Source organism: Streptomyces sp. NPDC001315 (assembly GCF_042896175.1).
In the GTDB taxonomy this organism is placed as follows: domain Bacteria; phylum Actinomycetota; class Actinomycetes; order Streptomycetales; family Streptomycetaceae; genus Streptomyces.
The window spans coordinates 336087-359457 of record NZ_JBIAWZ010000001.1; the positions used below are offsets into that span (position 1 = coordinate 336087).

The window sequence follows — 23371 nt, forward strand, 5'->3', positions numbered from 1 at the left end:
CCCTCTCCGCCCCACCGCGCCCGCCCACCGGCGGCACGCGAACCGGCCCCACCGCCGGAGGCCTACGCCGACATGGGCCGCTGCATCCGGATCGACTGCAACAGCCCTATGGCCACCCAGACCGCGAACATCGACGAGCCGCCGTACGACACGAACGGCAGTGGCAGACCGGTGACCGGCATGATGCCGAGGGTCATGCCGATGTTCTCGAAGGCCTGGAAGGCGAACCAGGCCACGATGCCGGCGGCGACGACGGTGCCGTACAGCTCGGTCGTCTCGCGGGCGATACGGCAGGCGCGCCACAGCACGACGCCGAGCAGCAGGATGATCAGGCCGGCGCCGACGAAGCCCAGCTCCTCACCCGCGACCGTGAAGACGAAGTCCGTCTGCTGCTCGGGTACGAACTGGCCGGTGGTCTGCGAGCCGTGGAAGAGGCCGGCGCCGGTGAGGCCGCCGGAGCCGATCGCGATGCGGGCCTGGTTGGTGTTGTAGCCGACGCCCGCGGGGTCGAGCTCGGGGTTGGCGAAGGCCGCGAAGCGGTTGATCTGGTACTCGTCCAGGATGTGCAGCTGCCAGACGGCGATCGCGCCGAGCGTGCCCGCGCCGATCAGGCCGAAGACCCAGCGGTTGGAGGCGCCGGAGGCGAGCAGCACCCCCAGCACGATGATCACCATGACCATGACCGAGCCGAGGTCGGGCATGAGCAGGACGACCATCATCGGGACGGCGGCCAGGCCCAGGGCCTGCAGGACCGTGCGCTGGTCGGGGTACTGCCGGTCGCCCGCGTCGACCCGGGCCGCCAGCAGCATCGCCATGCCCAGGATGATCGTGATCTTGACGAACTCCGAGGGCTGCAGCGAGAAGCCGCCGCCGAGCACGATCCACGAGTGCGCGCCGTTGACGGTCGAGCCGAGCGGCGTGAGCACCGCGAGGATGCCGAGCACCGAGAGGCCGTAGAGGATCGGTACGGCGTTGCGCAGCTGGCGGTGGCCGAGCCAGACCGTGCCGATCATCAGGGCCAGCCCGATGCCGGTGTTCATCAGGTGCCGGAGCAGGAAGTAGTACGGGTCGCCCTGGTTGATCTCGGTGCGGTTGCGGGTCGCGGAGAAGACGAGCAGCGAGCCGATCCCCGACAGGGCCAGTCCCGCCAGCAGGATCGGCCAGTCGAGCCGGCGGGCCAGCGAGTCACGGGCGAAGACCCGGGTCCAGCCGGCCCGCCTGGGCCCGTAGCCGGAGACGGAGAAGCTGTTCGCGCCGGTCATGTGAGCATCCTCCGGCTTCCCCTCTTGCGAGGTCGCCTGCGGGTGTCGCGGTTGCCCGTGCCGGGCGAGGCGGTGGTCGCCGCGGGCTGCGACTCGTCCGGGGCGGTCGTACCCTTCGGGGTGGCGTGCAGGTCCTTGGCCGGGTCGCGGGGAACCTTGGGGCTGGCGATCGTGCCGTCCGTGCGGACCGTGGGCAGGTTCTTCTCCGGGGTGGACAGCAGCGCCTTCTTCTTGTCGATCGAGCCGTCCGCCTGAACGCCGTACATGGCGCTGTAGATGTTGCGCACGGCCTCACCGGAGGCGCCCGAGCCCGTACCGGCCTGGGAGATCGTCATGATGATCGTGTAGTCCTTGGTGTACGTCGCCAGCCAGGACGTGGTCTGCTTGCCGTAGACCTCGGCGGTACCGGTCTTGGCGTGCAGCGCGATCTGGTCCTGCGGCCAGCCGCCGAACTTCCAGGCGGCGGTACCGCGGGTGACGACGCCCGCGAAGGCCTCGTTCATGCCCTTGAGGGTCGCGTTGCTGACCGGCAGCTTGCCGTGCGACTTCGGCTTGATCTCCTGGACGGACTTGCCGTCGGCGCTGACGATCGCCTTGCCGATGGTCGGGGTGTACATCGTGCCGCCGTTGGACACCGCCGAGTAGATGACGGCCTCCTGGATCGGGGTGACGAGGGTGTCACCCTGGCCGATGGAGTAGTTGATCTCGTCACCCTCGCGCATCTTGTTGCCCTCGAGGCAGTTCTCGTACTCGATCCTCTCCACGTACGAGCCGTCCTTCTTGCCGGACTTGCACCAGGCGTCCTTGTTGGCCTTCCAGTAGTTCTCCTTCCACTGGCGGTCCGGGACGCGGCCGTTGACCTCGTTGGGCAGGTCGATGCCCGTCTCCTTGCCGAGGCCGAACTGGTGGGCGGTCCTGAAGAACCAGTCCTTGGGCTCGCCCTTCTTGGGGTTGATGCCGCCGTCCTTCTTCCACTCCCGGTCCGCGAGTCCGTAGAAGACGGTGTCGCAGGAGACCTCCAGGGCGCGGCCGAGGGAGATGGGGCCGAAGCTCTCCCCCTCGAAGTTCTTGAAGACCTGGCTGCCGACCGAGTAGGAGCTGGTGCACGGGTAGCCACCGTCCCACTCGTAGCCGGCCTGGACCGCGGCGGCCGTCGAGACCACCTTGAACGTCGAACCGGGCGCGGACTGACCCTGTATGGCCCTGTTGAGCAGCGGGTAGTCGGAGTTCTTGCCGGTGAGCCGCTTGTAGTCCTTGGCGGAGATGCCGCCGACCCAGACGTTCGGGTCGTACGTCGGGGCGGACGCCATGGCCACGATCCGGCCCGTCTTGGCCTCCATCACCACCACCGCACCGGAGTCGGCCTTGTAGTTCTCGCCGGTGATCTTGTCGAACTGCTGGCGGGCCTTCTTCATCGCGTCGTTCAGCTCGTACTCGGCGACCCGCTGGACGCGGGAGTCGATGCTGGTGACGAGGCTGGAGCCGGACTCGGCGGGGTCGGCCTCGGCCTGGCCGATGACGCGGCCGAGGTTGTCGACCTCGTAGCGGGTGACGCCGGCCTTGCCGCGCAGCTCCTTGTCGTACTCGCGCTCCAGGCCGCTGCGGCCGACCTGGTCGGAGCGCAGGTAGGGCGAGTCGCTGTCCTGGGCCTGGGTGATCTCGTCGTCGGTGACGGGCGAGAGGTAGCCGAGGACCTGGGCGGTGTTGGACTTGCCGGGGGCGGGGTAGCGGCGCAAGGCCTCCGGCTCGGCGGTGATGCCGGGGAAGTCCTCGGCGCGTTCACGGATCTGGAGGGCCTGCTTTGCGGTGGCCTCGTCGGTGATGGGGATCGGCTGGTAGGGCGAGCCGTTCCAGCACGGCTGGGGCGTCTGCGCGTCGCACAGCCGGACCTTCTGCATGACCTCCGCGGGATCCATGCCGAGGACGCCGGCGAGCTTGGTGAGGACCGCCTTGCCGTCGTCCTTCTGCTTCAGCAGGTCGGTACGGGAGGCGGAGACCACGAGCCGGGTCTCGTTGTCGGCGAGCGGCACTCCGCGCGCGTCCAGGATCGAGCCGCGCATCGCGGGCTCGACGACCTGCTGGACGTGGTTGCCGGAGGCCTCCTTGGCGTACGCCGCGCCCTCACGGATCTGGAGGTACCACAGACGGCCACCGAGGGTGCCGAGCAGGGAGAGGACGAGGATCTGGATGACGACGAGACGGATCTGGACCCGTGGGGTCCGTCCGGTCTCAGGAATATTGGTCACAGCGGCTGCCTCCCCCTCTCAGTGGTGAGTACGTGTCGTACGTGTCATATACGACGGACCTGTGAGGCCTCCGGCCAACTCCCGCCTGGTCACAGCCGCTTGACCCCCTTGATGCGGCCGGCCCGCGCGCTGCGGGCCCGGGCCGCCTTCACCCGCAGCCCGCCGCGCGGGCCGCCGACGCGCAGGCCCGTGCCGGCGGAGAGCCAGCCGGAGGAGATGTCGGTGCCCTTGGCGGCCGAGTTGGCCTCGGACAGCGGGTCGTTCTCGGCGCGCCGGGCCAGCCACATGATGCCGGGGACGACGAACGGGGCGAGCAGCAGGTCGTACAGGGCGGCGGTGAACAGCAGGCTGCCCAGGCCGACATGGCGGGCGGCGGTGTCGCCGATGAGGGCGCCGACGAGGGCGTACAGCAGCGTGGAGCCGATCGCGGCGGCGACCACCACGACCATCGGGCGGGTCGCCGACTTCAGTCTGCCGTTCTCCGGTTTGGCGAGCCCGGCGAGGTAGCCGATGACGCACAGCACCAGGGCGTAGCGCCCGGCGGCGTGGTCGGCGGGCGGGGCGAGGTCGGCGAGCAGCCCGGCGCCGAAACCGACGAGGGCGCCGCCGACATGACCGTAGACCAGGGCCAGGCCCAGGACGCCGAGCAGCAGCAGGTCGGGGACGGCGCCCGGGAGATGGAGGCGGGCGAGGACGCTCACCTGGAGCACCAGGGCGACGACGATCAGCGCCGTGGAGAGCAGGATCCGGTTGACGCGCATGGGATTCAGCTCCTACTGCTGGTCGTTCTGGTCGTCGAGGGGCGCGTTCGCGGACGGGGTGATGGTGATGGTGACCGTCGGCGTGGGGGTCGGCTTGGGCTTCTGCGGGAGCACCGTGTCGCGCGGATCCTTCGTCGGGGCCTGGACGACGACGCCGACGATGTCGAGCTTGGTGAAGCTGACGTACGGCGTGACGTAGAGGGTGCGGGTGAGGTTGCCGCCGGAGGGGTCGACGCGGGAGACCACGCCGACCGGGACGCCCGGCACGAAGGGCTTGTCGGCCTCCGAGCCGAAGGTGACCAGACGGTCGCCCTTCTTCACCTCCGCCTTGCCGTTGAGCAGTTCCACACGCAGCGGGCGGTCGCCCTGACCGGAGGCGAAGCCGAGCTCGTCGGTGGACTCCATGCGGGTGCCGACGGTGAAGTCGGGGTCGTTGGCGAGCAGGACGGTCGCGGAGTTCGGGCCGACCGTGGTGACGCGGCCGACCAGACCGTCGCCGTTCAGGACGGTCATGTCGCGGGTGATGCCGTCGTTGGCCCCGACGTCGATGGTGACGGTCCAGGAGAAGCCCTGGGCCGCTCCTATCGCGATGACCTGGGCGCCCTTGATGCCGTACTGGCCCTGGCCCGCGATCTTCAGCATCTTGTCGAGCTGTTTGAGGCGGCTGGCGTTGCGGTCGTCGCTGCCGAGCTTCGCCTTGAGAGCCGCGTTCTCCTTCTCCAGGAGGGCGAGCCGGTCGTGGCGCTCGTCCGAGTCGCGGACCGCGGAGACCGCGTTGCCGACCGGGGCGACCGCCGACGACACTCCGTCCTCGATCGGGCCGAAGACCGCGGCCGCGGCCTGTCGGGCACCGTCGACCGGGGAGTCCTCCCCGCCGCGGATGTCCACCGTGATCAATGCGAACGCGATGGCGATCAGCAGCACCAGGAGCAGCCGGCTCTCTCGTGTGTCCCTCACGTGCGGCGGCCGTGCCTTCCTCATAGATGTGCGTGCAGGTGTCTACGTACGTGCAGGTGTCTATGACGTGCAGGTGTTTATGGGTGTGGAGCTTATGCCGATATCAACGATCCGCCGCACGAGGGGAGATCGTCTCGTACGGCGGAATCGAAGAGTTACCTCATCTGCGCGGCGCGGCGTCCAGGACCTGCTGGAGCGCCTCGAACTCCTCGACGCATTTGCCGGAGCCAAGCGCGACGCTGTCCAGCGGATCCTCGGCGATGTGGATCGGCATGCCGGTCTCCCGACGCAGCCGCTCGTCCAGACCGCGCAACAGGGCTCCGCCGCCGGTGAGAACGATTCCTCGGTCCATGATGTCGCCGGAGAGCTCCGGCGGGCACTTGTCGAGGGTCGTCTTGACCGCGTCGACGATCGCGTTGACCGGCTCCTCGATCGCCTTGCGGACCTCCGCCGCGGAGATGACGACGGTCTTCGGCAGCCCGGAGACGAGGTCCCGGCCACGGATTTCGGTGTGTTCGTCAGCGTCGAGGTCGTACGCCGAACCGATCGTGATCTTGATCTGCTCGGCCGTGCGCTCACCCAGGAGGAGCGAGTACTCCTTCTTGATGTGCTGGATGATCGCGTTGTCCAGCTCGTCGCCCGCGACGCGGATGGACTGGGCGGTGACGATGCCGCCGAGCGAGATGACCGCGACCTCCGTGGTGCCGCCGCCGATGTCCACCACCATGTTGCCCGTGGCCTCGTGGACCGGCAGGCCGGAGCCGATGGCGGCCGCCATGGGCTCCTCGATGATGTGCACCTGACGGGCGCCGGCCTGGGTCGACGCCTCGATGACGGCGCGGCGCTCGACGCCCGTGATGCCCGACGGCACACAGACGACGACCCGCGGACGAGCCAGATACCGCCGCTTGTGGATCTTCAGAATGAAGTAGCGGAGCATCCGCTCGGTGATCTCGAAGTCGGCGATCACGCCGTCCTTCAAAGGACGGACGGCAACGATGTTGCCGGGCGTGCGCCCGATCATCTTCTTCGCTTCGGCGCCGACCGCGAGGATGCCACCGGTGTTGGTGTTGATCGCGACGACGGACGGCTCGTTGAGTACGATCCCGCGACCCCTGACGTACACCAGCGTGTTGGCGGTCCCGAGGTCGACAGCCATGTCACGGCCGATGAACGACATTGAGTTCCCCATCAGGATTCGACTGGCCTTCCCGCTGGCTTTTGAGGGCTTTTCAGGTCGGCGAGGTGGGTGCTGTGACGTGAAGGCTTCCATCGTAGACGCGCCTGCACGAACACTGCGCGAGGGTCTTCGCCATTGTCAGCAGATGCCGGGGCGCCTCGCTTGTGGAGACGGCCCAACGGAGGCACACGTTCCCCCGATCGGCACGCATATACCGAAGGACGGCCGAAAATGTACGGCCGTCCCAGGTCAGGCGATGTGAGGGAGGTGACGGTCCCTCAGAAAAATCCGCGAAAAATTCGCTCAGACACGACCCGGGAAGAAAATCTTCACTTCGCGCTCGGCGGACTCCTCGGAGTCGGAGGCGTGAATCAGGTTCTCGCGGACAATCACCCCGAAGTCCCCCCGGATGGAGCCGGGAGCCGCGGCGATCGGGTCGGTCGGACCGGCCAGCGCCCGCACACCCTCGATGACCCGCTCGCCCTCGACGATGAGCGCCACGACCGGGCCGGACGACATGAACTCCACCAGCGGCTCGTAGAAGGGCTTGCCCTTGTGCTCGCCGTAGTGCTGCTCCAGCGTGTCCTGGTCCAGGGTGCGCAGCTCCAGCGCGGTGATCTGCCAGCCGGCCTTGCGCTCGATACGGCTGATGATCTCGCCGGTCAGGCCACGACGGACGGCGTCGGGCTTGAGCAGGACCAGGGTGCGCTGGGTCACGGGAGGGCTCCTTCTTACTGACAGGTGTGCGGTGGGATGAGGTTACAGGGCGTGTTTGTGCGCCCGTTACGCAGCGTCAGCCGGGGCGGCGTCCGCCTGCGCCGCGAATCTCGCCTTCGCCTCGTCGATCTTGCGGCCGAAGTGCACCGAGGCCCACCACAGCGCCGCGAACAGCGCCCCCAGGAAGAACATCGTCGGGACGACGAAGCCGGAGGCGATCAGCGCGATCTGCAGCGCCCAGCCCAGGGCGACGCCGCCCGGCCGGGTCACCATGCCGCACAGCGCCACGCACAGGAACATCGCGATGCCGCTGACCGTCCACACTGTCGACATGGACAGGTCGGGGTCCTTCATCGCGACCAGCGCGGCGAAGCCGATGACGAAGACCTCGCCGATCAGGGTCGAGGAACAGAGCGTACGCACGGCAGAAGTCAGCCCCTTCCCCGGAGCAGCAGTCGGGCCTCGCCGACGGTGATGACGGAGCCGGTGACGAGCACGCCACCACCGGCGAACTCGCCCTCCTCCTCGGCGAGTGTGATCGCGGCCTCCAGCGCGTCGGGCAGCTGCGGCTCGACCTGCACACGGTCGTCGCCGAACACCTCCACGGCGATCGCGGCGAGCTCGTCGGCGTCCATCGCGCGGTGGCTGGAGTTCTGAGTGACGACGATCTCCGCGAAGATCGGCTCGAAGGCCTCGAGGAGCCCCCGTACGTTCTTGTCACCGCTGGCCCCGACCACGCCGATCAGCCGGCTGAAGTCGAAGGCCTCCTCGATCGCCTCCGCCGTGACCCGCGCGCCCGCCGGGTTGTGCGCGGCGTCCAGGACGACGGTGGGCGACGTCCGTACGATCTCGAGCCGCCCCGGCGAGGTGACGGCCGCGAAGGCCTTGCGGACCGTGTCCGGGTCCAGTGTCTCCGCCCGCTGGGCGCCCACACCGAAGAAGGCCTCGACGGCGGCGAGCGCGACGGCCGCGTTGTGCGCCTGGTGAGCGCCGTGCAGGGGGAGATACACGTCGTTGTACTCGCCGCCCAGACCGCGCAGGGTGAGCAGCTGCCCGCCGACGGCGACCTGCCGGGCCACGACCCCGAACTCCAGGCCCTCCCGGGCCACGGTGGCGTCCACCTCGACGGCCTTCTTCAGCAGCACCTGCGCCGCCTCCACCGGCTGCTGGGCCAGGATGACCGTCGCGCCCTGCTTGATGATGCCGGCCTTCTCGGTGGCGATCTCGCCGTGGGTCTCCCCGAGCCGGTCGGTGTGGTCGAGGTCGATGGGGGTCACGACGGCGACGTCCGCGTCGATGACGTTCGTGGCGTCCCAGCTGCCCCCCATGCCCACTTCCACGACGGCGACGTCGACGGGCGCGTCCGCGAAGGCGGCGTACGCCATGCCGGTCAGCACCTCGAAGAAGGACAGCCGGTACTCCTGCTGTGCGTCGACCATCTCGATGTACGGCTTGATGTCGTGGTAGGTCTCCACGAACCGCTCGGCGGGGATCGCCCCGCCGTCCAGGCTGATCCGCTCGGTGATCGACTGCACATGCGGCGAGGTGTACCGCCCGGTGCGCAGCTCGAAGGCGCCGAGGAGGGCCTCGATCATGCGGGCGGTGGAGGTCTTGCCGTTCGTCCCCGTGATGTGGATGGACGGATACGACCGCTGCGGGTCCCCCAGCACATCCATCAGCGCGGAGATCCGGCTGACGGACGGCTCCAGCTTGGTCTCGCCCCAGCGTGTCGCCAGCTCCGTCTCGACCTCGCGCAGGGCCTTGTCGACCTCGGGGTCCTCCGGCCGCCCCGGCACGTCGGCCTGCGGCGGCCCGCCCTGCGTCCGCAGGGTACGGCTGCCGGCCTCGATCACCGCGAGATCGGGGTCACGCTCGGTCTCGGCCTCGACGATCTCCTCGAAGGGGTCGAGCGGGTCGGGCTGCTCGCTGCTGTCTGGGGGGAGCTCACTCACGGGGCCAGTCTACGTACACCCGACTGCGGGCAGGCCTGCCGCCGGGCTGCGACCACCCACGGCGCCGGTCTGCGGGCAGTCGTGCCGCCGGGGCGGCGGGTGGGCGCAGGCGGCACCCCGTCAGCGGCGCGCTGCGCGGCCCACCCCTTTGGCACGCGAAGGCCCCCGGAACCTTGCGGTTCCGGGGGCCTTCGCCGAGGTACGGGTCGCTACGCCTGCGGCAACCGCTCCAGCTGCGCCTGAATCCGCGCGATGTCCTCGTCCGCCTTGGCCAGACGGGTGCGGATCTTCTCGACCACGTTGTCCGGCGCCTTCGCGAGGAACGCCTCGTTGCCGAGCTTGGCGTTCGCCTGGGCCTTCTCCTTCTCGGCGGCGGCCAGGTCCTTGGCGAGGCGCTTGCGCTCCGCCGCCACGTCGATCGTGCCGGAGAGGTCGAGCGCGACCTCGGCACCCGCGACCGGCAGGGTCGCCGTGGCGGTGAAGGAGTCGCCCTCCGGCTGCAGCCGCAGCAGCTGGCGGACGGCCGCCTCGTGCGGGGCGAACGGCGTGCCGTCGAGGCTGAGCCGGGCCGGGACCCGCTGACCGGGCTGCAGCCCCTGGTCGGCACGGAAGCGCCGGACCTCGGTGATGACCGACTGCAGGCTCTCGATCTCCCGCTCGGCGTCGCCGTCCCGGAATCCACTGTCCGTCGGCCACTCGGCGACGACGACCGACTCGCCGCCCGTGAGGGTGGTCCAGAGGGTCTCCGTCACGAACGGGACAACCGGGTGCAGCAGCTTCAGCGTGACGTCGAGGACCTCACCCAGGACGCGCTTGCTGACCTCGGCCGGCTCGCCGCCCGCCTGGAACGTCGTCTTGGACAGCTCGACATACCAGTCGAAGACCTCGTCCCAGGCGAAGTGGAAGAGGGCGTCCGAGAGCTTGGCGAACTGGAAGTCCTCGTAGAACGCGTCGACTTCGGCGACGACCGAGTTCAGGCGGGAGAGGATCCAGCGGTCCGTCGCCGACATGGCGGACGCGTCCGGCAGCGGGCCCTCGACCGTGGCGCCGTTCATCAGCGCGAAGCGCGTGGCGTTCCAGATCTTGTTGGCGAAGTTGCGGGAACCCTGGACCCAGTCCTCGCCGATCGGGACGTCGACGCCGGGGTTGGCGCCGCGGGCGAGCGTGAAACGCAGCGCGTCCGAGCCGTACTTGTCCATCCAGTCCAGCGGGTTGACCGCGTTGCCGAAGGACTTCGACATCTTCTTGCCGAACTGGTCGCGGACCATGCCGTGCAGGGCGATGGTGTGGAACGGCGGGGTGCCGTCCATCGCGTACAGGCCGAACATCATCATCCGGGCGACCCAGAAGAAGAGGATGTCGTAGCCGGTGACCAGGACGGAGTTCGGGTAGAACTTCGCGAGGCTCTCGGTCTGTTCGGGCCAGCCCAGCGTGGAGAACGGCCAGAGTCCGGAGGAGAACCAGGTGTCGAGGACGTCGGTGTCCTGACGCCAGCCCTCGCCGGTCGGCGGCTCCTCGTCGGGGCCGACGCAGACGACCTCGCCGTTCGGGCCGTACCAGACCGGGATCCGGTGGCCCCACCACAGCTGGCGCGAGATGCACCAGTCGTGGAGGTTGTCGACCCAGTCGAAGTACCGCTTCTCCATCTCCTGCGGGTGGATCTTGACCTTGCCCTCGCGGACCGCGTCACCGGCGGCCTTGGCGAGCGGGCCGACCTTGACCCACCACTGCATGGAAAGGCGCGGCTCGATGGTGGTCTTGCACCGCGAGCAGTGGCCGACGGAGTGGACGTACGGCCGCTTCTCGGCGACGATCCGGCCCTCGGCGCGCAGCGCGGCGACGATGGCCGACCGGGCCTCGAAGCGGTCCAGTCCCTGGAAGGGGCCGTGCACGGTGATGACCGCGTGCTCGTCCATGACGGTGATGGCCGGCAGGTTGTGGCGCTGGCCGATCTCGAAGTCGTTCGGGTCGTGGGCCGGAGTGACCTTGACGGCACCGGTGCCGAACTCGGGGTCGACGTGCTCGTCGGCGACGACCGGGATGGAGCGGTCGGTGAGCGGCAGCCGGATGAGCTTGCCGACGAGGTGCTTGTAGCGCTCGTCGTCCGGGTGGACCGCGACGGCCGTGTCACCGAGCATCGTCTCGGCACGCGTGGTCGCGACGACGACCGTCTCGTCACCGTCGCCGTACTTCAGCGAGACCAGCTCGCCGTCGTCGTCCTGGTACTCGACCTCGATGTCGGAGATCGCGGTGAGACAGCGCGGACACCAGTTGATGATGCGCTCGGCGCGGTAGATCAGCTCGTCGTCGTAGAGCCGCTTGAAGATGGTCTGGACGGCCTGGGAGAGACCCTCGTCCATGGTGAAGCGCTCACGCGACCAGGCGACACCGTCGCCCAGGCGCCGCATCTGGCCGGAGATCTGCCCACCGGACTCGGCCTTCCACTGCCAGACGCGCTCGACGAACGCCTCACGGCCCAGGTCGTGCCGGGACTTGCCCTCCTTGCCGAGCTCGCGCTCGACGACGTTCTGCGTGGCGATGCCGGCGTGGTCCATGCCGGGCTGCCACAGCGTCTCGTAACCCTGCATGCGCTTGCGGCGCGTCAGGGCGTCGATGAGGGTGTGCTCGAACGCGTGCCCGAGGTGCAGGCTGCCCGTGACGTTCGGCGGGGGGATGACGACGGTGTACGGAGGCTTGTCGCTCTTCGCGTCCGCCTCGAAGTAGCCGCGCTCTACCCAGCGCTCGTACAGCGGCCCCTCTACATCGGCCGGCGCGTACTGGGTCGGCAGTTCGGTGTGGGGCGCTGGTGGCTGCTGCTGAGCGTTCTCGGTCACGGGCCCAGTTTAGGGGTGTCACCGGGCAGTCCCGAAACGCGTTTGTTCTGTAACGGTGAGGGCCCCGATGCAGTGAGCCGGCTGTGTCTGAGCCAGGATGTCAGGAACACATAAGCTCTGGAGGGGAACCCAGTAATGAGTCACAACCAGCCGGGCCCGTACGGCGGGCAGCCTCAGCAGCCCGGACCGTACGGTCAGCCGGGCCCCTACGGCCAGCAGCCGCAGGCCCCCCAGCCCGGCTACGGCTACCCCCAGCAGCCGCAGGCCCCCCAACCCGGCTACGGCTACCCGCAGCAGGCCCCGCAGGGTGTGCCGCCGCAGCCGAACGCGTACGGACAGCAGCCTCCCTACGGACAGCAGCCGCCGTACGGACAGCAGCCCTACGGCGCTCCCCAGCCGCCCGCTCCCAGCGGCGGCGGCAAGAAGAAGACGGCGATCATCCTCGGCGCGGTGGCGGTCGTGGCCGCGATCGCGGTGGGCGCGTACCTGGTGATCGGCGGGGGCGGCGGCTCGGACGTCGCCGACGACGGCCCGCACAAGCTGACCACGCCGGCGACGGTGCTCACCGACTACAAGAAGTCCGACAGCGTCGACAGCGGCGGCTTCGACGAGAACGACGTCAAGGACGCCGAGAAGCACGGCGTGAAGAACGCCAAGGACGTGCACGCCGGTTACCAGTCCGGGGACGAGACCAACTACCTCGGCATGAAGATGATCAACTTCATGGGCGTGTACGGCGACATCGACGACCCGGAGGCGGTCGTCGACGGGATGTTCTCCGAGATGAAGAAGAACGCGAGCGCCGACGACGGCGAGGCCGTCGGCAGCCCGAAGGCGTTCACACCGAGCGGTCTCGACGGTGCGGTCCTCAAGTGCCAGGAGACCAAGGTCAAGGACGACGAGTCGTCGTCCGACGCGGGGTCCGGGCCGAGCGAGATCAGCATGCCGGTGTGCATCTGGGCGGACCACAGCACGCTGGGCGTCGTCATCCACGTCGACCTGGCGGACGCGATGTCCGGCAAGGCCGCCGACCTGCCGGGCGCGGCCGACCTGACGACCAAGTTCCGCAAGGAAGTACGCGTCAAGGCCTGAGGTCGTACGGCGCGGTAACGGTGAAGGGGCCCCGGTCGGTTGACCGGGGCCCCTTCACCGTGTGCGTGCGGCGGTTACGCCGTCTTCTGCTCGCCCGAGCCGCGGCCGCGGGCGTCGCGCGGGATCAGGGTCGGGTTCACGTTCGAGTGAACGACGTCCGCCGTGATGACGACGCGGGCCACGTCCTTGCGGGAGGGGACCTCGTACATCACGGACATGAGGACTTCCTCCATGATGGCGCGCAGGCCTCGCGCGCCGGTCTGGCGGAGGATGGCCTGGTCGGCGATGGCCTCCAGGGCCTCGCGCTCGAAGTCCAGCTCCACGCCGTCGAGTTCGAAGAGGCGCTGGTACTGCTTCACGAGCGCGTTGCGGGGCTCGATCAGGATCTGGAGGAGGGCCTCGCGGTCGAGGTTGTGGACCGACGTGATGACGGGGAGCCGGCCGATGAACTCGGGGATCATGCCGAACTTGACCAGGTCCTCGGGCATGACGTCCTCGAACTGGTCCTTGGCCTCCAGCTCGCGCTTGGAGCGGATCGTCGCGCCGAAGCCGATGCCCTTGGCGCCGGCCCGGGACTCGATGAGCTTCTCCAGGCCCGCGAAGGCGCCGCCCACGATGAACAGGACGTTCGTCGTGTCGATCTGGATGAACTCCTGGTGCGGGTGCTTACGGCCGCCCTGCGGCGGGACCGAGGCCGTCGTGCCCTCCAGGATCTTCAGCAGCGCCTGCTGCACGCCCTCGCCGCTCACGTCGCGCGTGATCGACGGGTTTTCACTCTTCCGCGCGACCTTGTCGATCTCGTCGATGTAGATGATCCCGGTCTCGGCCTTCTTGACGTCGTAGTCGGCCGCCTGGATCAGCTTGAGCAGGATGTTCTCCACGTCCTCACCGACATACCCCGCCTCCGTCAGCGCCGTCGCGTCGGCGATGGCGAACGGGACGTTCAGCATGCGCGCGAGGGTCTGGGCGAGGAGCGTCTTGCCGGAGCCCGTGGGTCCCAGCAGAAGGATGTTGGACTTCGCCAACTCGATGGCGTCCTCGCGGCCTTGACCGCCGCCGTTCTCGCCGGCCTGGACCCGCTTGTAGTGGTTGTACACCGCGACGGAGAGCGCCTTCTTGGCCGCTTCCTGACCGACCACATAGCCCTCGAGGAACTCGTAGATCTCACGGGGCTTCGGGAGTTCCTCCCACCGCACCTCGCTGGTCTCCGCGAGCTCTTCCTCGATGATCTCGTTGCAGAGATCGATGCACTCGTCGCAGATGTACACACCGGGGCCTGCGATGAGCTTCTTGACCTGCTTCTGGCTCTTGCCGCAGAACGAGCACTTGAGCAGATCGCCGCCGTCACCGATGCGTGCCACGGTGTGCTTCCCCTTCGCCTGGGAGACGCCTGGACGCTTACGAGTCCAGCGGCTCCTGGTGCTGCCTTATGTCCGACGGTACCTTGCCCGGCCCCCCGTTCGGGCCCCCCTTGGCAGGGTTCACTTTGTCGTGCACCTTGTCGCGCACTTCGGAGAACCCTGCCGAGGGGCGGCAGACGATACATGCCTCCGCGTCAGCGGACGTTGAGGTTGTTCATCTTCCGGGTGGAGATGATCTGGTCGATCAGGCCGTACGAGAGCGCGTCCTCGGCCGTGAGGATCTTGTCGCGCTCGATGTCCTCGCGGATCTTCTCGATCGGCGTGGTGGAGTGCTTGGCCAGCATCTCCTCCAGCTGCGCGCGCATCCGGAGGATTTCGTTCGCGGCGATCTCGAGGTCCGAGACCTGGCCGCGGCCGGTCTCGCTGTACGGCTGGTGGATCAGCACGCGCGCGTTGGGCAGCGCCATGCGCTTGCCCGGCGTACCGGCCGCGAGAAGGATCGCGGCGGCGGAGGCCGCCTGGCCCATGCAGACCGTCTGGATGTCCGGCTTCACGAACTGCATCGTGTCGTAAATCGCAGTCAGCGCGGTGAAGGAGCCGCCGGGGCTGTTGATGTAGACCGAGATGTCGCGGTCGGGGTCCATCGACTCCAGGCACAGCAGCTGCGCCATGACGTCGTTGGCCGAGGCGTCGTCGATCTGGACGCCGAGGAAGATCACGCGCTCCTCGAAGAGCTTCGCGTACGGGTCGTACTCGCGGATGCCCTGGGAGGTGCGCTCCACGAAGCGCGGGATGACGTAGCGGGACTCGGCGGTGGGGCCGGTGTACTCGGCGCGCATACGGTCGTAGATGCCGCTGCCGGGGAAGTCGTTCACGGTGTCTCCTGAGAGGGGCTGGGGCGGTGGCTGGGGGCTGGAGGAGGCGCGTACGGCCCTGTGAGGGCCTGGGCCCGTCGGCGGGGCCTTCCGGGGGAACCCGGGGCCTTGGCCGGGCCCTACGGGCCCGCACGGGCCCTTGCTAGGCCGCCCCGGTACCGCCGCCGCCCGGCATGCCGGCGGCCGTGGGGATCACGTCGTCGATGAGGCCGTATTCCTTGGCCTCGAAGGCGTCGAACCAGCGGTCGCGGTCCGAGTCGCGGGTGATCTGCTCGACCGACTGGCCGGTGTGCTGGGAGGTGAGCTCCGCCATGCGCTTCTTGGTGTGCAGCAGCCGCTCGGCGTGGATCTTGATGTCCGAGGCCGAGCCGGCCAGGCCGGCGGAGGGCTGGTGGATCAGGATCTCGGCGTTCGGCAGCGCGAAGCGCTTGCCGGGCGTACCCGCGCTGAGCAGGAACTGACCCATCGAGGCCGCGAGGCCCATGGCGATCGTCACCACGTCGTTCTTGATGAACTGCATGGTGTCGTAGATCGCCATACCGGCCGTGATCGAACCGCCCGGGCTGTTGATGTAGAGGTAAATGTCCTTGTCCGGGTCGGCGGCAAGGAGCAGCAGCTGTGCAGTGATCTTGTTCGCGATGTCGTCGTCGACCGGCTGGCCGAGGAAGATGATCCGCTCGCCGAGCAGCCGGTTGTAGACCTGGTCGCCGAGGCCACCACCGATGGAAGGCTCGCCGGCGGCGGAGGGCATCAGATTCGTCACGTATCCACCTGCTCGTCTTACGACGGCGCCGGGCCGTCTCACGTGTTCTGCCGGGGCTCGGGGCCGTCCGGCCGTTTCCGGGGACTCCCCTGCCCTCGTACTCATGGACCCTAACGCGCGGGTCCCTTCGGGGAATCCCGCAAAAGGAACTGTTCGCTGTGAGCGCAGGTCACTCAGTGGCGTGGGGCGGAATTCGGGGCGCCGTGGGACTTTCGGCGGTGGGCGGCCGCGGGTGCGTCGTGGCTGGTCGCGCCCACGCGGCGGAGCCGCACGAGATCACAGCCCCGCGCCCCTTCAGGGCGCGAAACGGGCCCCGGGGACATGTGTCCCCGGGGCCCGTTCGTACGTACGTCAGAAGCGGCGCGGGCGTCAGGCCTCGGGCTTCTCCTCGACCTCGGCCTCGGTCTCGGCCTCGGGCGCCTCGGTGGTGGCCTCCTCGGCCTCCTCCTCGTCGTCCAGGTCGATGACCTCGCCGTTGGTGTCCTTGACCGTGGCGGCCTCTACGACGAGGGCCAGGGCCTTGCCGCGGGCGACCTCGCCGACGAGCAGCGGAACCTGACCGCCCTCGACGACCGCCTGGGCGAACTGGTCGGGGGACATGCCGGAGGAGGCGGCGCGGCGCATGAGGTGCTCGGTGAGCTCCTCCTGGTTGACGTTGAGCTTCTCCACCTTGACGAGCTCGTCCAGCACGAACTGGGTCTTGATGCCCTTGACCGCGGCCTCACGGGTCTCGGTCTCGAACTCCTCCTCGGTCTTGCCCTGGATCTCCAGGTACTTCGCGAGGTCGAGGCCCATCTGGCCGAGCTGGTGGTGCTCGAGGTTGTGCTTACGGGTGTTGATCTCGTCCTCGAGCAGCTTCTCGGGGACCGGGACCTCGACCAGCTCGAGCAGCTTCTCCAGGACGCGCTCCTGGGCCTGCGTGGCCTGGTCGTACTGCTTCATGTTCTCGAGGCGCTTGCGGCTGTCGCCCTTGAGCTCGTCGAGGGTGTCGAACTCCGAGGCGAGCTGCGCGAAGTCGTCGTCCAGCTCGGGCAGTTCGCGCGCGGCGACCTGGGTGACCTTGACGGTGACCTCGGCCTCCTTGCCGGCCGCCGAGCCGCCCTTGAGCTCGGAGGTGAAGGTGGCCTCGCCACCGGCCTCCAGGCCCTTCACGGCCTCGTCGATCCCGTCCAGCAGCTCACCGGAGCCGATGGTGTAGGAGACGCCGTCGGCGACGCCGTCCTCGAGGACCTCTCCGTCGACCTTGGCCTCCAGATCGATGGTGACGACGTCGCCGTCCTGGGCGGCGCGCTCGACGGGGCTCGTCGACGCGAAGCGCTCGCGGAGCTGCTCCACCGACTTCTCGACGTCCTCGTCCGACACCTCGACGGCGTCGACCTCGACCTCGATGCCGGAGTAGTCCGGGATCTCGAGGGACGGGCGGATGTCGACCTCGGCGGTGAAGTTCAGCGTCTCGCCGTCCTTCAGCTCCGTGATGTCGACCTCGGGCTGGCCCAGCACGTTGAGCTCGGCCTCGTTGACCGCGTCCGTGTAGAACTTCGGAAGCGCGTCGTTGACCGCCTCCTCCAGGACCGCACCGCGGCCGAACCGCTGGTCGATGACGCGCGCCGGGATCTTGCCCTTCCGGAAGCCCTTCACCGTGACCTGCTGGTTGATCTTCTTGTACGCCGCGTCGAGGCTGTCCTTGAGCTCCTCGAAGGGCACCTCGACAGTGAGCCGAACCCGAGTCGGGTTCAGGGTCTCCACGGCGCTCTTCACGGTTCGGTCTCCTTGTGGCTGACTTCTTGGTTTCTGCCGGGACCCGACGGGTCCGGCGGATTTCGTCGCCCGGAGACTTCAGACGTGAGACACACGGGCGCGCAGCTTGCATAGTAACCGCAGCGGCTGCCCGCTCCCAAAGGCGATCACGTGGGGTGATCACATGTGGTGACTGAATGGTCGGGGTGGCGGGATTTGAACCCACGGCCTTCCGCTCCCAAAGCGGACGCGCTACCAAGCTGCGCCACACCCCGTCTGGTGCGACACGTAGGGTACATGCACGCAGGCAGTGAGGCTGCCGCATTTCCTCCGGGCGAACGGGGTGTGCGGCGACGGCGCACGAACCGCTACGATGCATCTGTGTCGCGGTCGTCCGACCTGCGGCGCTTCCGTGCGGGCGTAGCTCAATGGTAGAGCACTAGTCTTCCAAACTAGCTACGCGGGTTCGATTCCCGTCGCCCGCTCTCTACGGCCCGGGGCCGGACCGAGGATTCAGTCCTCGGTCCGGCCCCGAGGCGTTTTCCGGGGCCGGACGCCGGTTTCCGACCATTCCGGTCCCGGCCCGGGACCGACCCGAGGCCGATCCAGAACCGGTCGATCAGCTTCCGATCGATCGGTCAGAAGCTGATCGAGTTGATCGTGTCCGCTATCGAGTTGAGGAAGCGGTTTATTGACGGGGCCATGCCCGTCGAGGCGAGGAAGAAGCCGAACAGGATCGCCACGATCGCGGGGCCCGCCTTGATCGAGCCGCCCCGGATCAACACCACCAGGATGATCGCCAACAGCAGCACCACGGACAGTGAAATGGCCACAACTGATCACACCCTCGGTCGGTTCGCTCTCCCGGCCAGGGGATGCCGGCCCCGCGCACCCCCGCCAGAACCATCGTGCCACCAACACGGCCCACGTATGCGGCACGTGACGCATCATCGGCCACGATCGAGACGCGCCCGCCCGCGCGTTCAACCGTCCGACGAACCCCGTACAGCAATTCGAAGGTGCACCCGCACAGGGAATTACAGGGATCGTTTCCGTGTCCACACAACGCGTGCGCAGCGAATTCGAATTGTGGGCAGAGGTGCGTGGCGGGCACTTACCCCACTGGTCTTATGCACCCTTTCGTCGGGATGAATTGCGACATCAGGGGAGGAACTGCCGCACCCTGGATGCCCTGCCCTGTGGGCGTCATCACGTCGGCAGAGAGGTCGACTTCGGGCAATCTCGGGGTAGCCGGACCCGATAAGCCATATTGACGTGGAGGGTTTTACGGAAAGCCATGGACGACGCTAGGGTGCCTCAAATGTTCCACGCTGCCTCGCCCCCGCCGCATGTCCAGCAGGACCAGAACAAGCAGAACAAGCAGAACATGCAGAACAATCCCGACAATCGGTCGCAGGACAGACAGCCCAAGCAGCGCGACGCGTTCTTCGACAACGCCAAGTACCTGGCGATCGTGCTGGTGGCCGTGGCCCACTCCTGGGAGCCGCTGAAGGGCGACAGCCGGATCCTGCAGGGCGCGTACATGATCGTGTACGCGTTCCACATGCCGGCGTTCATCGTCATCTCCGGCTTCTTCTCGCGGAGTTTCGACGCGCGTCCGGACCGGCTCAAGCGGCTCGTCACCGGCGTCGCCGTGCCGTACATCCTCTTCGAGACGGCCTATCCGCTCTTCAAGCGGGTCGTGGACCATGCCCCGGACCAGGAGATCAGCCTCCTCGACCCCTGGTATCTGACCTGGTTCCTGTGCGCGCTGTTCATCTGGCGGCTCACCACGCCGATCTGGAATCTGGTGCGCTGGCCGCTGCCGCTCGCCCTCGGCGTCGCCGCGCTCGCGTCCGTCACACCGAACATCGGTGACGACCTGGACCTCCAACGTGTTCTGCAGTTCCTGCCGTTCTTCGTGCTGGGCCTGTGCCTGAAGCCCGAGCACTTCCGGCTGGTGCGCCGCCGTTCGGTGCGGATCCTGTCCGTGCCGGTGTTCGCGTTCGCGCTGGCCTTCGGCTGGTGGGCGGTGCCGCGCATGAACGTCGCATGGCTCTACCACCGCGACTCGGCGCAGCAACTGGGCGCGCCCTGGTGGGCCGGCCCGGTGATGCAACTGGCGCTGTTCGGCTGCTCGCTGCTGCTGACCGCCTGCTTCTTCTCCTGGGTGCCGGGCCGGAAGATGTGGTTCACGGCGCTCGGCGCGGGCACGCTGTACGGCTATCTGCTGCACGGCTTCCTGGTCAAGGCCGGCGAGTACCGCGGCTGGTTCGACCACGCCTGGCTGCACCGGCCGCTCGGCGAGATCCTCGTGAGCGTCCTCGCGGCCGCGGCCGTGACGCTGTTGTGCACGCCGCCCGTGCAGCGGGTGTTCCGGTTCGCGATGGAGCCGAAGATGGCGTGGGCCTTCAAGCGGGACGCGGCCGAACTGGCCCGCGAGCGCGAGAAGAAGGAACAAGGCGCACAGAACGGACAGAGCGTGCGCGACAAGGTCGGTGTCTAGGGCCGGAGTCAGCGGCCCGGTTCGGTTTCCGGTTCCTTGAGACCGAGAAGTGCGCGCATCCGCGCGTACTTCTCGGTCAGTCGTGTGCGGGTGGCCTCGTCGAGGACCGCCAGGCGCGCCGGGTCCGCGTTGTGCGCCAGGTCCGCCTCCTTCACCAGCAGCGCGCCGGGAGTGGCGAGGATGCGCCGCGCGTACGCAGTCGGCTCCTCGCCCTTCCGCTTGGTGACGGCGAGCACGATGTCCTTCGTACGGCGGGTCAGCGCGGCCTCGTGCAGCCACTGTGCGGACAGCGCGTCGTCCTCGACCGAGTCGTGCAGCCAGGCCGCCGCGATCTGCTCGTCGTCCCCGCCGCGCTCGCGCACGCCGTCCGCGACGGCCCGCAGATGCTCGGCGTACGGCCGCCCGGCCTTGTCGGTCTGTCCCTCGTGCGCGGCCCGGGCCAGGGCCTCGACCTCGGAGAGAGTCAGCATGGGTGCCTTTCCAAGGCCCTTCCGTGGCCTTTCGTCGGCCTTCGTCGGCCTTCAGCGGCCTTTCATCGGACGGCGGCTGCCGCGGTCGGGCCCTCACGGCAGACCAGCAGCAGCGCCCGGTCGTCGTTGACGTCCTTCGCCACCGCCTCGATGAGGTGCCAGGCGGCTCCCTGGAAGCCGCCGGCCACATAGCGGTCGGCCTCGCCGGTGAGCCGGTCGATGCCCTCGACGATGTCGCGGTCGGAGGTTTCGACGAGGCCGTCGGTGAACAGCATCAGGACGTCGCCGGCGCGCAGGGTGCCCTTCACGGGGTCGAACTGGGCGCCGTCGTACACGCCGAGGAGCGGGCCCTCGGCGGCCTTCTCCTCCCAGCGGCCGCTGCCCGCGCTGAGCTGGAGGCCCGGCGGGTGTCCGGCGGAGTAGAGCTCGTAGTCGCCGGAGTCCAGGTCCAGGACCAGGTGGATGGAGGTCGCGAAGCCCTCGTCCCAGTCCTGGCGCAGGAGGTAGCCGTTCGCGGCCGGGAGGAAGGCGTGCGGGGGGAGCGAGCCGAGCAGGCCGCCGAAGGCGCCCGACAGCAGCAGGGCGCGTGAGCCCGCGTCCATGCCCTTGCCGGAGACGTCGGTGAGCACGACCTCCAGGGTGCGGCCGCCGTTCGTACGGGCCGCGACCACGAAGTCGCCGGAGAAGGACTGGCCGCCGGCCGGGCGCAGCGCCATCTCGCGGTGCCAGCCGCGCGGCAGCTTCGGCAGCTTGCTCTGCACCCGGATGCGTTCGCGCAGGTCGAACAGCATGGTGCCGCCGCGCCGCCAGGGCACACCGACCCGGCTGCGGAACTGGGCGATCAGCAGTCCTACGAAACCGCAGGCCGCGACGACCAGGACCACGCCCGGCGTGACCCGGGAGGGGCCCTCCGTGTAGGGGCCCAGCTTCACCGACTCCACGATCAGGGCCGTGGCCGCCGCGGCGTACAGGCCCAGCAGGCTCGCCGGGCGCAGCAGCAGGCCGCCCGCGACGATCGGCAGGACCAGCGCGGCCGGCGAGCACCACACGGAGTTGGCGAGCGTCGTGGCCGCGATCAGGGGGATGGTGAGGAACAGTCCGGCCAGCGCGATCCAGTCCGAGCCGTCCCCTCGGAAGTAGTCCACCGCGGATCTGCGCACGCCGACGCGGGCCCGGTGCCATTGCATCTTCAACCGGGCCGTGAACGTATCGGCCGCTGCGCGCCGCTCTCGTCCTGCTGCCATTAGTTCGGGACCCTATCCATCGGACCAGCTGCTTGGCACGGGAGGTCCCACTTGTCCCCCGTCCGAGGTTCGACTTCACAGTGAACTTCACGGAAAGCCGTTGCGCTGTGGGCACGGAGAAATTCGTTCGCTCGTCCCGCATTGCCCTGGTACGCATGGTTCATGGTGACTGACTTGCCCGACGGGGCGACCGACCTGCGGGTGCTGCGGCAGGACGACTGGGATCAGTGGTACGGCAACCTGCTGCGCGCCTTCGGTGGCGGCGAGGAGTCGGCCGAGGAGCGGGAGTTGTGGCACGAGCTCGCCGACTTCGACCGTTCGCTGGGTGCGTGGGACGGGGACCGGTGCGTGGGTTCGGCGGGGGCGTTCGCCTTCCGGGTGACCGTGCCGGGCGGCGCCTCGGTGCCCGCGGCGGGCGTCACGATGGTCGGCGTGGCCGCCACGCACCGCCGGCGCGGCATTCTGACCTCGATGATGCGGCGGCAGCTGGACGACGTACGCGCGTGGGGCGAGCCGCTGGCGGTGCTCACCGCCTCCGAGCCCGAGATCTACGGACGGTTCGGGTACGCCCCGGCGACCTTCGGTGTCAGCGCCGAGATCGACACCGATCGGGTACGGCTGTCCGTGCCGGACGGTACCGATGCCGTACGTCTGCGGTACGAGCAGCCGACGGACGCCCTGGACGCGTGTGAGTCCGTGTACGCGCGGACGGTGCTCTCGCGTGCGGGCATGCTGGCCCGGCAGCCCGGCTGGGAGCGGGTGTGGCTGCTCGACTCGGAGCACGAGCGGGGCGGGGCGTCACCGCTGCAGTGCGTGGTCGCCGAGCGGGACGGGGAGCCCACGGGGTACGCCCGCTTCCGGGTCAAGCTGGAGTGGACGGACTCCGGGCACAACGGCCAGGTGGTCCTTCAGGACCTGGCGGCGCTCGATCCGGCGACCGAGGCGGCGCTGTGGCGTTTCCTGTTCGGCATCGACCTGACGACGTCACTGAAGGTGCGCGGGCGGCCCGTCGACGAGGCGTGGCAGCACCAGGTGTCCGACATCCGGCGGTGCCGGCTGCGGGTGCGGGACTCGTTGTACCTGCGTCTGGTGGAGGTCGGGGCGGCGCTGGAGGCGCGGACCTACCTGGCGCCGGTGGACGTGGTGTTCGAGGTCGAGGACGCGTTCTGTCCGTGGAACTCGGGGCGTTGGCGGTTGACGGGAGTCGCGAAGGGGGCGTCGTGCGTCCGTACGACGGATGCGGCTGATCTCGCCCTGTCCGTACGGGAGTTGGGCGCGGCCTATCTCGGCGGGGTGTCGCTGGCCTCGCTGGCGGGGGCCGGGCGCGTGCGGGAGATACGGCGGGGGGCGCTGGCCGAGGCTTCGGTGGGGTTCGGGGGGCTGGTGGCGCCCTGGCTGCCGCACGGGTTCTAGC

At 68.8% G+C, this 23371-nt stretch carries 19 protein-coding genes and 2 tRNA genes; 4 read left to right on the forward strand and 17 right to left on the reverse strand.

Annotation, left to right across the window (positions count from 1 at the left end; translation table 11 throughout):
• Positions 1–62: 62 nt before the first annotated feature.
• The 9 genes from rodA to ACFY16_RS01490 form a co-directional block, all read right to left on the reverse strand.
• Complete coding sequence (gene rodA, locus ACFY16_RS01450) at positions 63–1262, reverse strand: rod shape-determining protein RodA (RefSeq protein ID WP_390645031.1); 1200 nt, start codon at positions 1260–1262, stop codon at positions 63–65.
• Entirely contained in the window at positions 1259–3508 is a 2250-nt protein-coding gene (gene mrdA / locus ACFY16_RS01455; RefSeq protein ID WP_390645032.1) for a penicillin-binding protein 2, read from the reverse strand. Before mrdA ends, rodA begins: the two co-directional genes overlap by 4 nt.
• Positions 3509–3597: 89 nt before the next feature.
• Positions 3598–4269 (reverse strand): rod shape-determining protein MreD, encoded by a 672-nt coding sequence (mreD, locus tag ACFY16_RS01460; protein ID WP_390645033.1) that lies wholly within the window; start codon positions 4267–4269, stop codon positions 3598–3600.
• Between the two features lie 12 nt (positions 4270–4281).
• Positions 4282–5226, reverse strand: coding sequence for a rod shape-determining protein MreC (gene mreC, locus ACFY16_RS01465; RefSeq protein ID WP_390645034.1), 945 nt, complete (start codon positions 5224–5226; stop codon positions 4282–4284).
• Positions 5227–5386: 160 nt separating this feature from the next.
• On the reverse strand, positions 5387–6406 hold the full coding sequence (locus ACFY16_RS01470; RefSeq protein ID WP_130436780.1) for a rod shape-determining protein: 1020 nt from the start codon (positions 6404–6406) through the stop codon (positions 5387–5389).
• 303 nt (positions 6407–6709) lie between these two features.
• Positions 6710–7123, reverse strand: a complete 414-nt coding sequence (gene ndk, locus ACFY16_RS01475; RefSeq protein ID WP_351140203.1) for a nucleoside-diphosphate kinase — start codon at positions 7121–7123, stop codon at positions 6710–6712.
• A 66-nt stretch (positions 7124–7189) separates the two neighbouring features.
• On the reverse strand, positions 7190–7546 hold the full coding sequence (locus ACFY16_RS01480) for a DUF4233 domain-containing protein (protein WP_390645035.1): 357 nt from the start codon (positions 7544–7546) through the stop codon (positions 7190–7192).
• Positions 7547–7554: 8 nt separating this feature from the next.
• A complete protein-coding gene (locus ACFY16_RS01485; RefSeq protein WP_390645036.1) occupies positions 7555–9075 on the reverse strand; it encodes a bifunctional folylpolyglutamate synthase/dihydrofolate synthase in 1521 nt (506 codons plus the stop codon).
• Between the two features lie 209 nt (positions 9076–9284).
• Positions 9285–11909 (reverse strand): valine--tRNA ligase, encoded by a 2625-nt coding sequence (locus ACFY16_RS01490; protein WP_390645037.1) that lies wholly within the window; start codon positions 11907–11909, stop codon positions 9285–9287.
• Between the two features lie 135 nt (positions 11910–12044).
• Here ACFY16_RS01490 and ACFY16_RS01495 point away from each other — a divergent pair, with 135 nt between their 5' ends.
• A complete protein-coding gene (locus ACFY16_RS01495) occupies positions 12045–13001 on the forward strand; it encodes a hypothetical protein (RefSeq protein ID WP_390645038.1) in 957 nt (318 codons plus the stop codon).
• 74 nt (positions 13002–13075) lie between these two features.
• Here ACFY16_RS01495 and clpX read toward each other — a convergent pair whose 3' ends face one another.
• From clpX to ACFY16_RS01520, 5 genes are all read right to left on the reverse strand, one after another.
• Positions 13076–14362 carry an ATP-dependent Clp protease ATP-binding subunit ClpX gene (clpX, locus tag ACFY16_RS01500; protein WP_390645039.1) on the reverse strand — a complete coding sequence of 429 codons (1287 nt, stop codon included), beginning with the start codon at positions 14360–14362 and terminating at the stop codon, positions 13076–13078.
• 194 nt (positions 14363–14556) lie between these two features.
• Entirely contained in the window at positions 14557–15237 is a 681-nt protein-coding gene (locus ACFY16_RS01505; protein ID WP_390645040.1) for an ATP-dependent Clp protease proteolytic subunit, read from the reverse strand.
• Between the two features lie 142 nt (positions 15238–15379).
• Positions 15380–15988 (reverse strand): ATP-dependent Clp protease proteolytic subunit, encoded by a 609-nt coding sequence (locus ACFY16_RS01510; RefSeq protein WP_030779489.1) that lies wholly within the window; start codon positions 15986–15988, stop codon positions 15380–15382.
• 381 nt (positions 15989–16369) lie between these two features.
• The gene (gene tig / locus ACFY16_RS01515; protein ID WP_390645041.1) at positions 16370–17758 is read right to left on the reverse strand and encodes a trigger factor; all 1389 of its coding nucleotides are present in this window, start codon (positions 17756–17758) and stop codon (positions 16370–16372) included.
• A 177-nt stretch (positions 17759–17935) separates the two neighbouring features.
• Positions 17936–18012 (reverse strand) — tRNA-Pro (locus ACFY16_RS01520).
• Between the two features lie 139 nt (positions 18013–18151).
• On the opposite strand from ACFY16_RS01520, the gene ACFY16_RS01525 reads away from it, so the two are divergent.
• A tRNA-Gly gene (locus tag ACFY16_RS01525) sits at positions 18152–18222 on the forward strand.
• 153 nt (positions 18223–18375) lie between these two features.
• On the opposite strand, the gene ACFY16_RS01530 is transcribed toward ACFY16_RS01525, so the two are convergent.
• The gene (locus tag ACFY16_RS01530) at positions 18376–18570 is read right to left on the reverse strand and encodes a hypothetical protein (protein WP_031130848.1); all 195 of its coding nucleotides are present in this window, start codon (positions 18568–18570) and stop codon (positions 18376–18378) included.
• 554 nt (positions 18571–19124) lie between these two features.
• Here ACFY16_RS01530 and ACFY16_RS01535 point away from each other — a divergent pair.
• A complete protein-coding gene (locus tag ACFY16_RS01535; protein ID WP_390646068.1) occupies positions 19125–20243 on the forward strand; it encodes an acyltransferase family protein in 1119 nt (372 codons plus the stop codon).
• Between the two features lie 8 nt (positions 20244–20251).
• Here ACFY16_RS01535 and ACFY16_RS01540 read toward each other — a convergent pair whose 3' ends face one another.
• Positions 20252–20713 (reverse strand): HD domain-containing protein, encoded by a 462-nt coding sequence (locus ACFY16_RS01540; protein WP_390645042.1) that lies wholly within the window; start codon positions 20711–20713, stop codon positions 20252–20254.
• Between the two features lie 62 nt (positions 20714–20775).
• Positions 20776–21957 (reverse strand): PP2C family protein-serine/threonine phosphatase, encoded by a 1182-nt coding sequence (locus ACFY16_RS01545; RefSeq protein WP_390645043.1) that lies wholly within the window; start codon positions 21955–21957, stop codon positions 20776–20778.
• 162 nt (positions 21958–22119) lie between these two features.
• On the opposite strand from ACFY16_RS01545, the gene ACFY16_RS01550 reads away from it, so the two are divergent.
• Positions 22120–23370, forward strand: coding sequence for a GNAT family N-acetyltransferase (locus ACFY16_RS01550; RefSeq protein WP_390645044.1), 1251 nt, complete (start codon positions 22120–22122; stop codon positions 23368–23370).
• Position 23371: the final 1 nt, after the last annotated feature.

Bases quoted from the DNA above. Each gene is read 5' to 3' on its own strand.
- ACFY16_RS01510 (WP_030779489.1), bottom strand. From the start codon at position 15,988: ATGCCCTCCGCCGCCGGCGAGCCTTCCATCGGTGGTGGCCTCGGCGAC.
- ACFY16_RS01495 (WP_390645038.1), top strand. From the start codon at position 12,045: ATGAGTCACAACCAGCCGGGCCCGTACGGCGGGCAGCCTCAGCAGCCC.
- ACFY16_RS01550 (WP_390645044.1), top strand. From the start codon at position 22,120: ATGGTGACTGACTTGCCCGACGGGGCGACCGACCTGCGGGTGCTGCGG.
- ACFY16_RS01545 (WP_390645043.1), bottom strand. From the start codon at position 21,957: ATGGCAGCAGGACGAGAGCGGCGCGCAGCGGCCGATACGTTCACGGCC.
- mreD (WP_390645033.1), bottom strand. From the start codon at position 4,269: ATGCGCGTCAACCGGATCCTGCTCTCCACGGCGCTGATCGTCGTCGCC.
- ACFY16_RS01540 (WP_390645042.1), bottom strand. From the start codon at position 20,713: ATGCTGACTCTCTCCGAGGTCGAGGCCCTGGCCCGGGCCGCGCACGAG.
- ACFY16_RS01535 (WP_390646068.1), top strand. From the start codon at position 19,125: ATGCAGAACAATCCCGACAATCGGTCGCAGGACAGACAGCCCAAGCAG.
- ACFY16_RS01470 (WP_130436780.1), bottom strand. From the start codon at position 6,406: ATGTCGTTCATCGGCCGTGACATGGCTGTCGACCTCGGGACCGCCAAC.
- rodA (WP_390645031.1), bottom strand. From the start codon at position 1,262: ATGACCGGCGCGAACAGCTTCTCCGTCTCCGGCTACGGGCCCAGGCGG.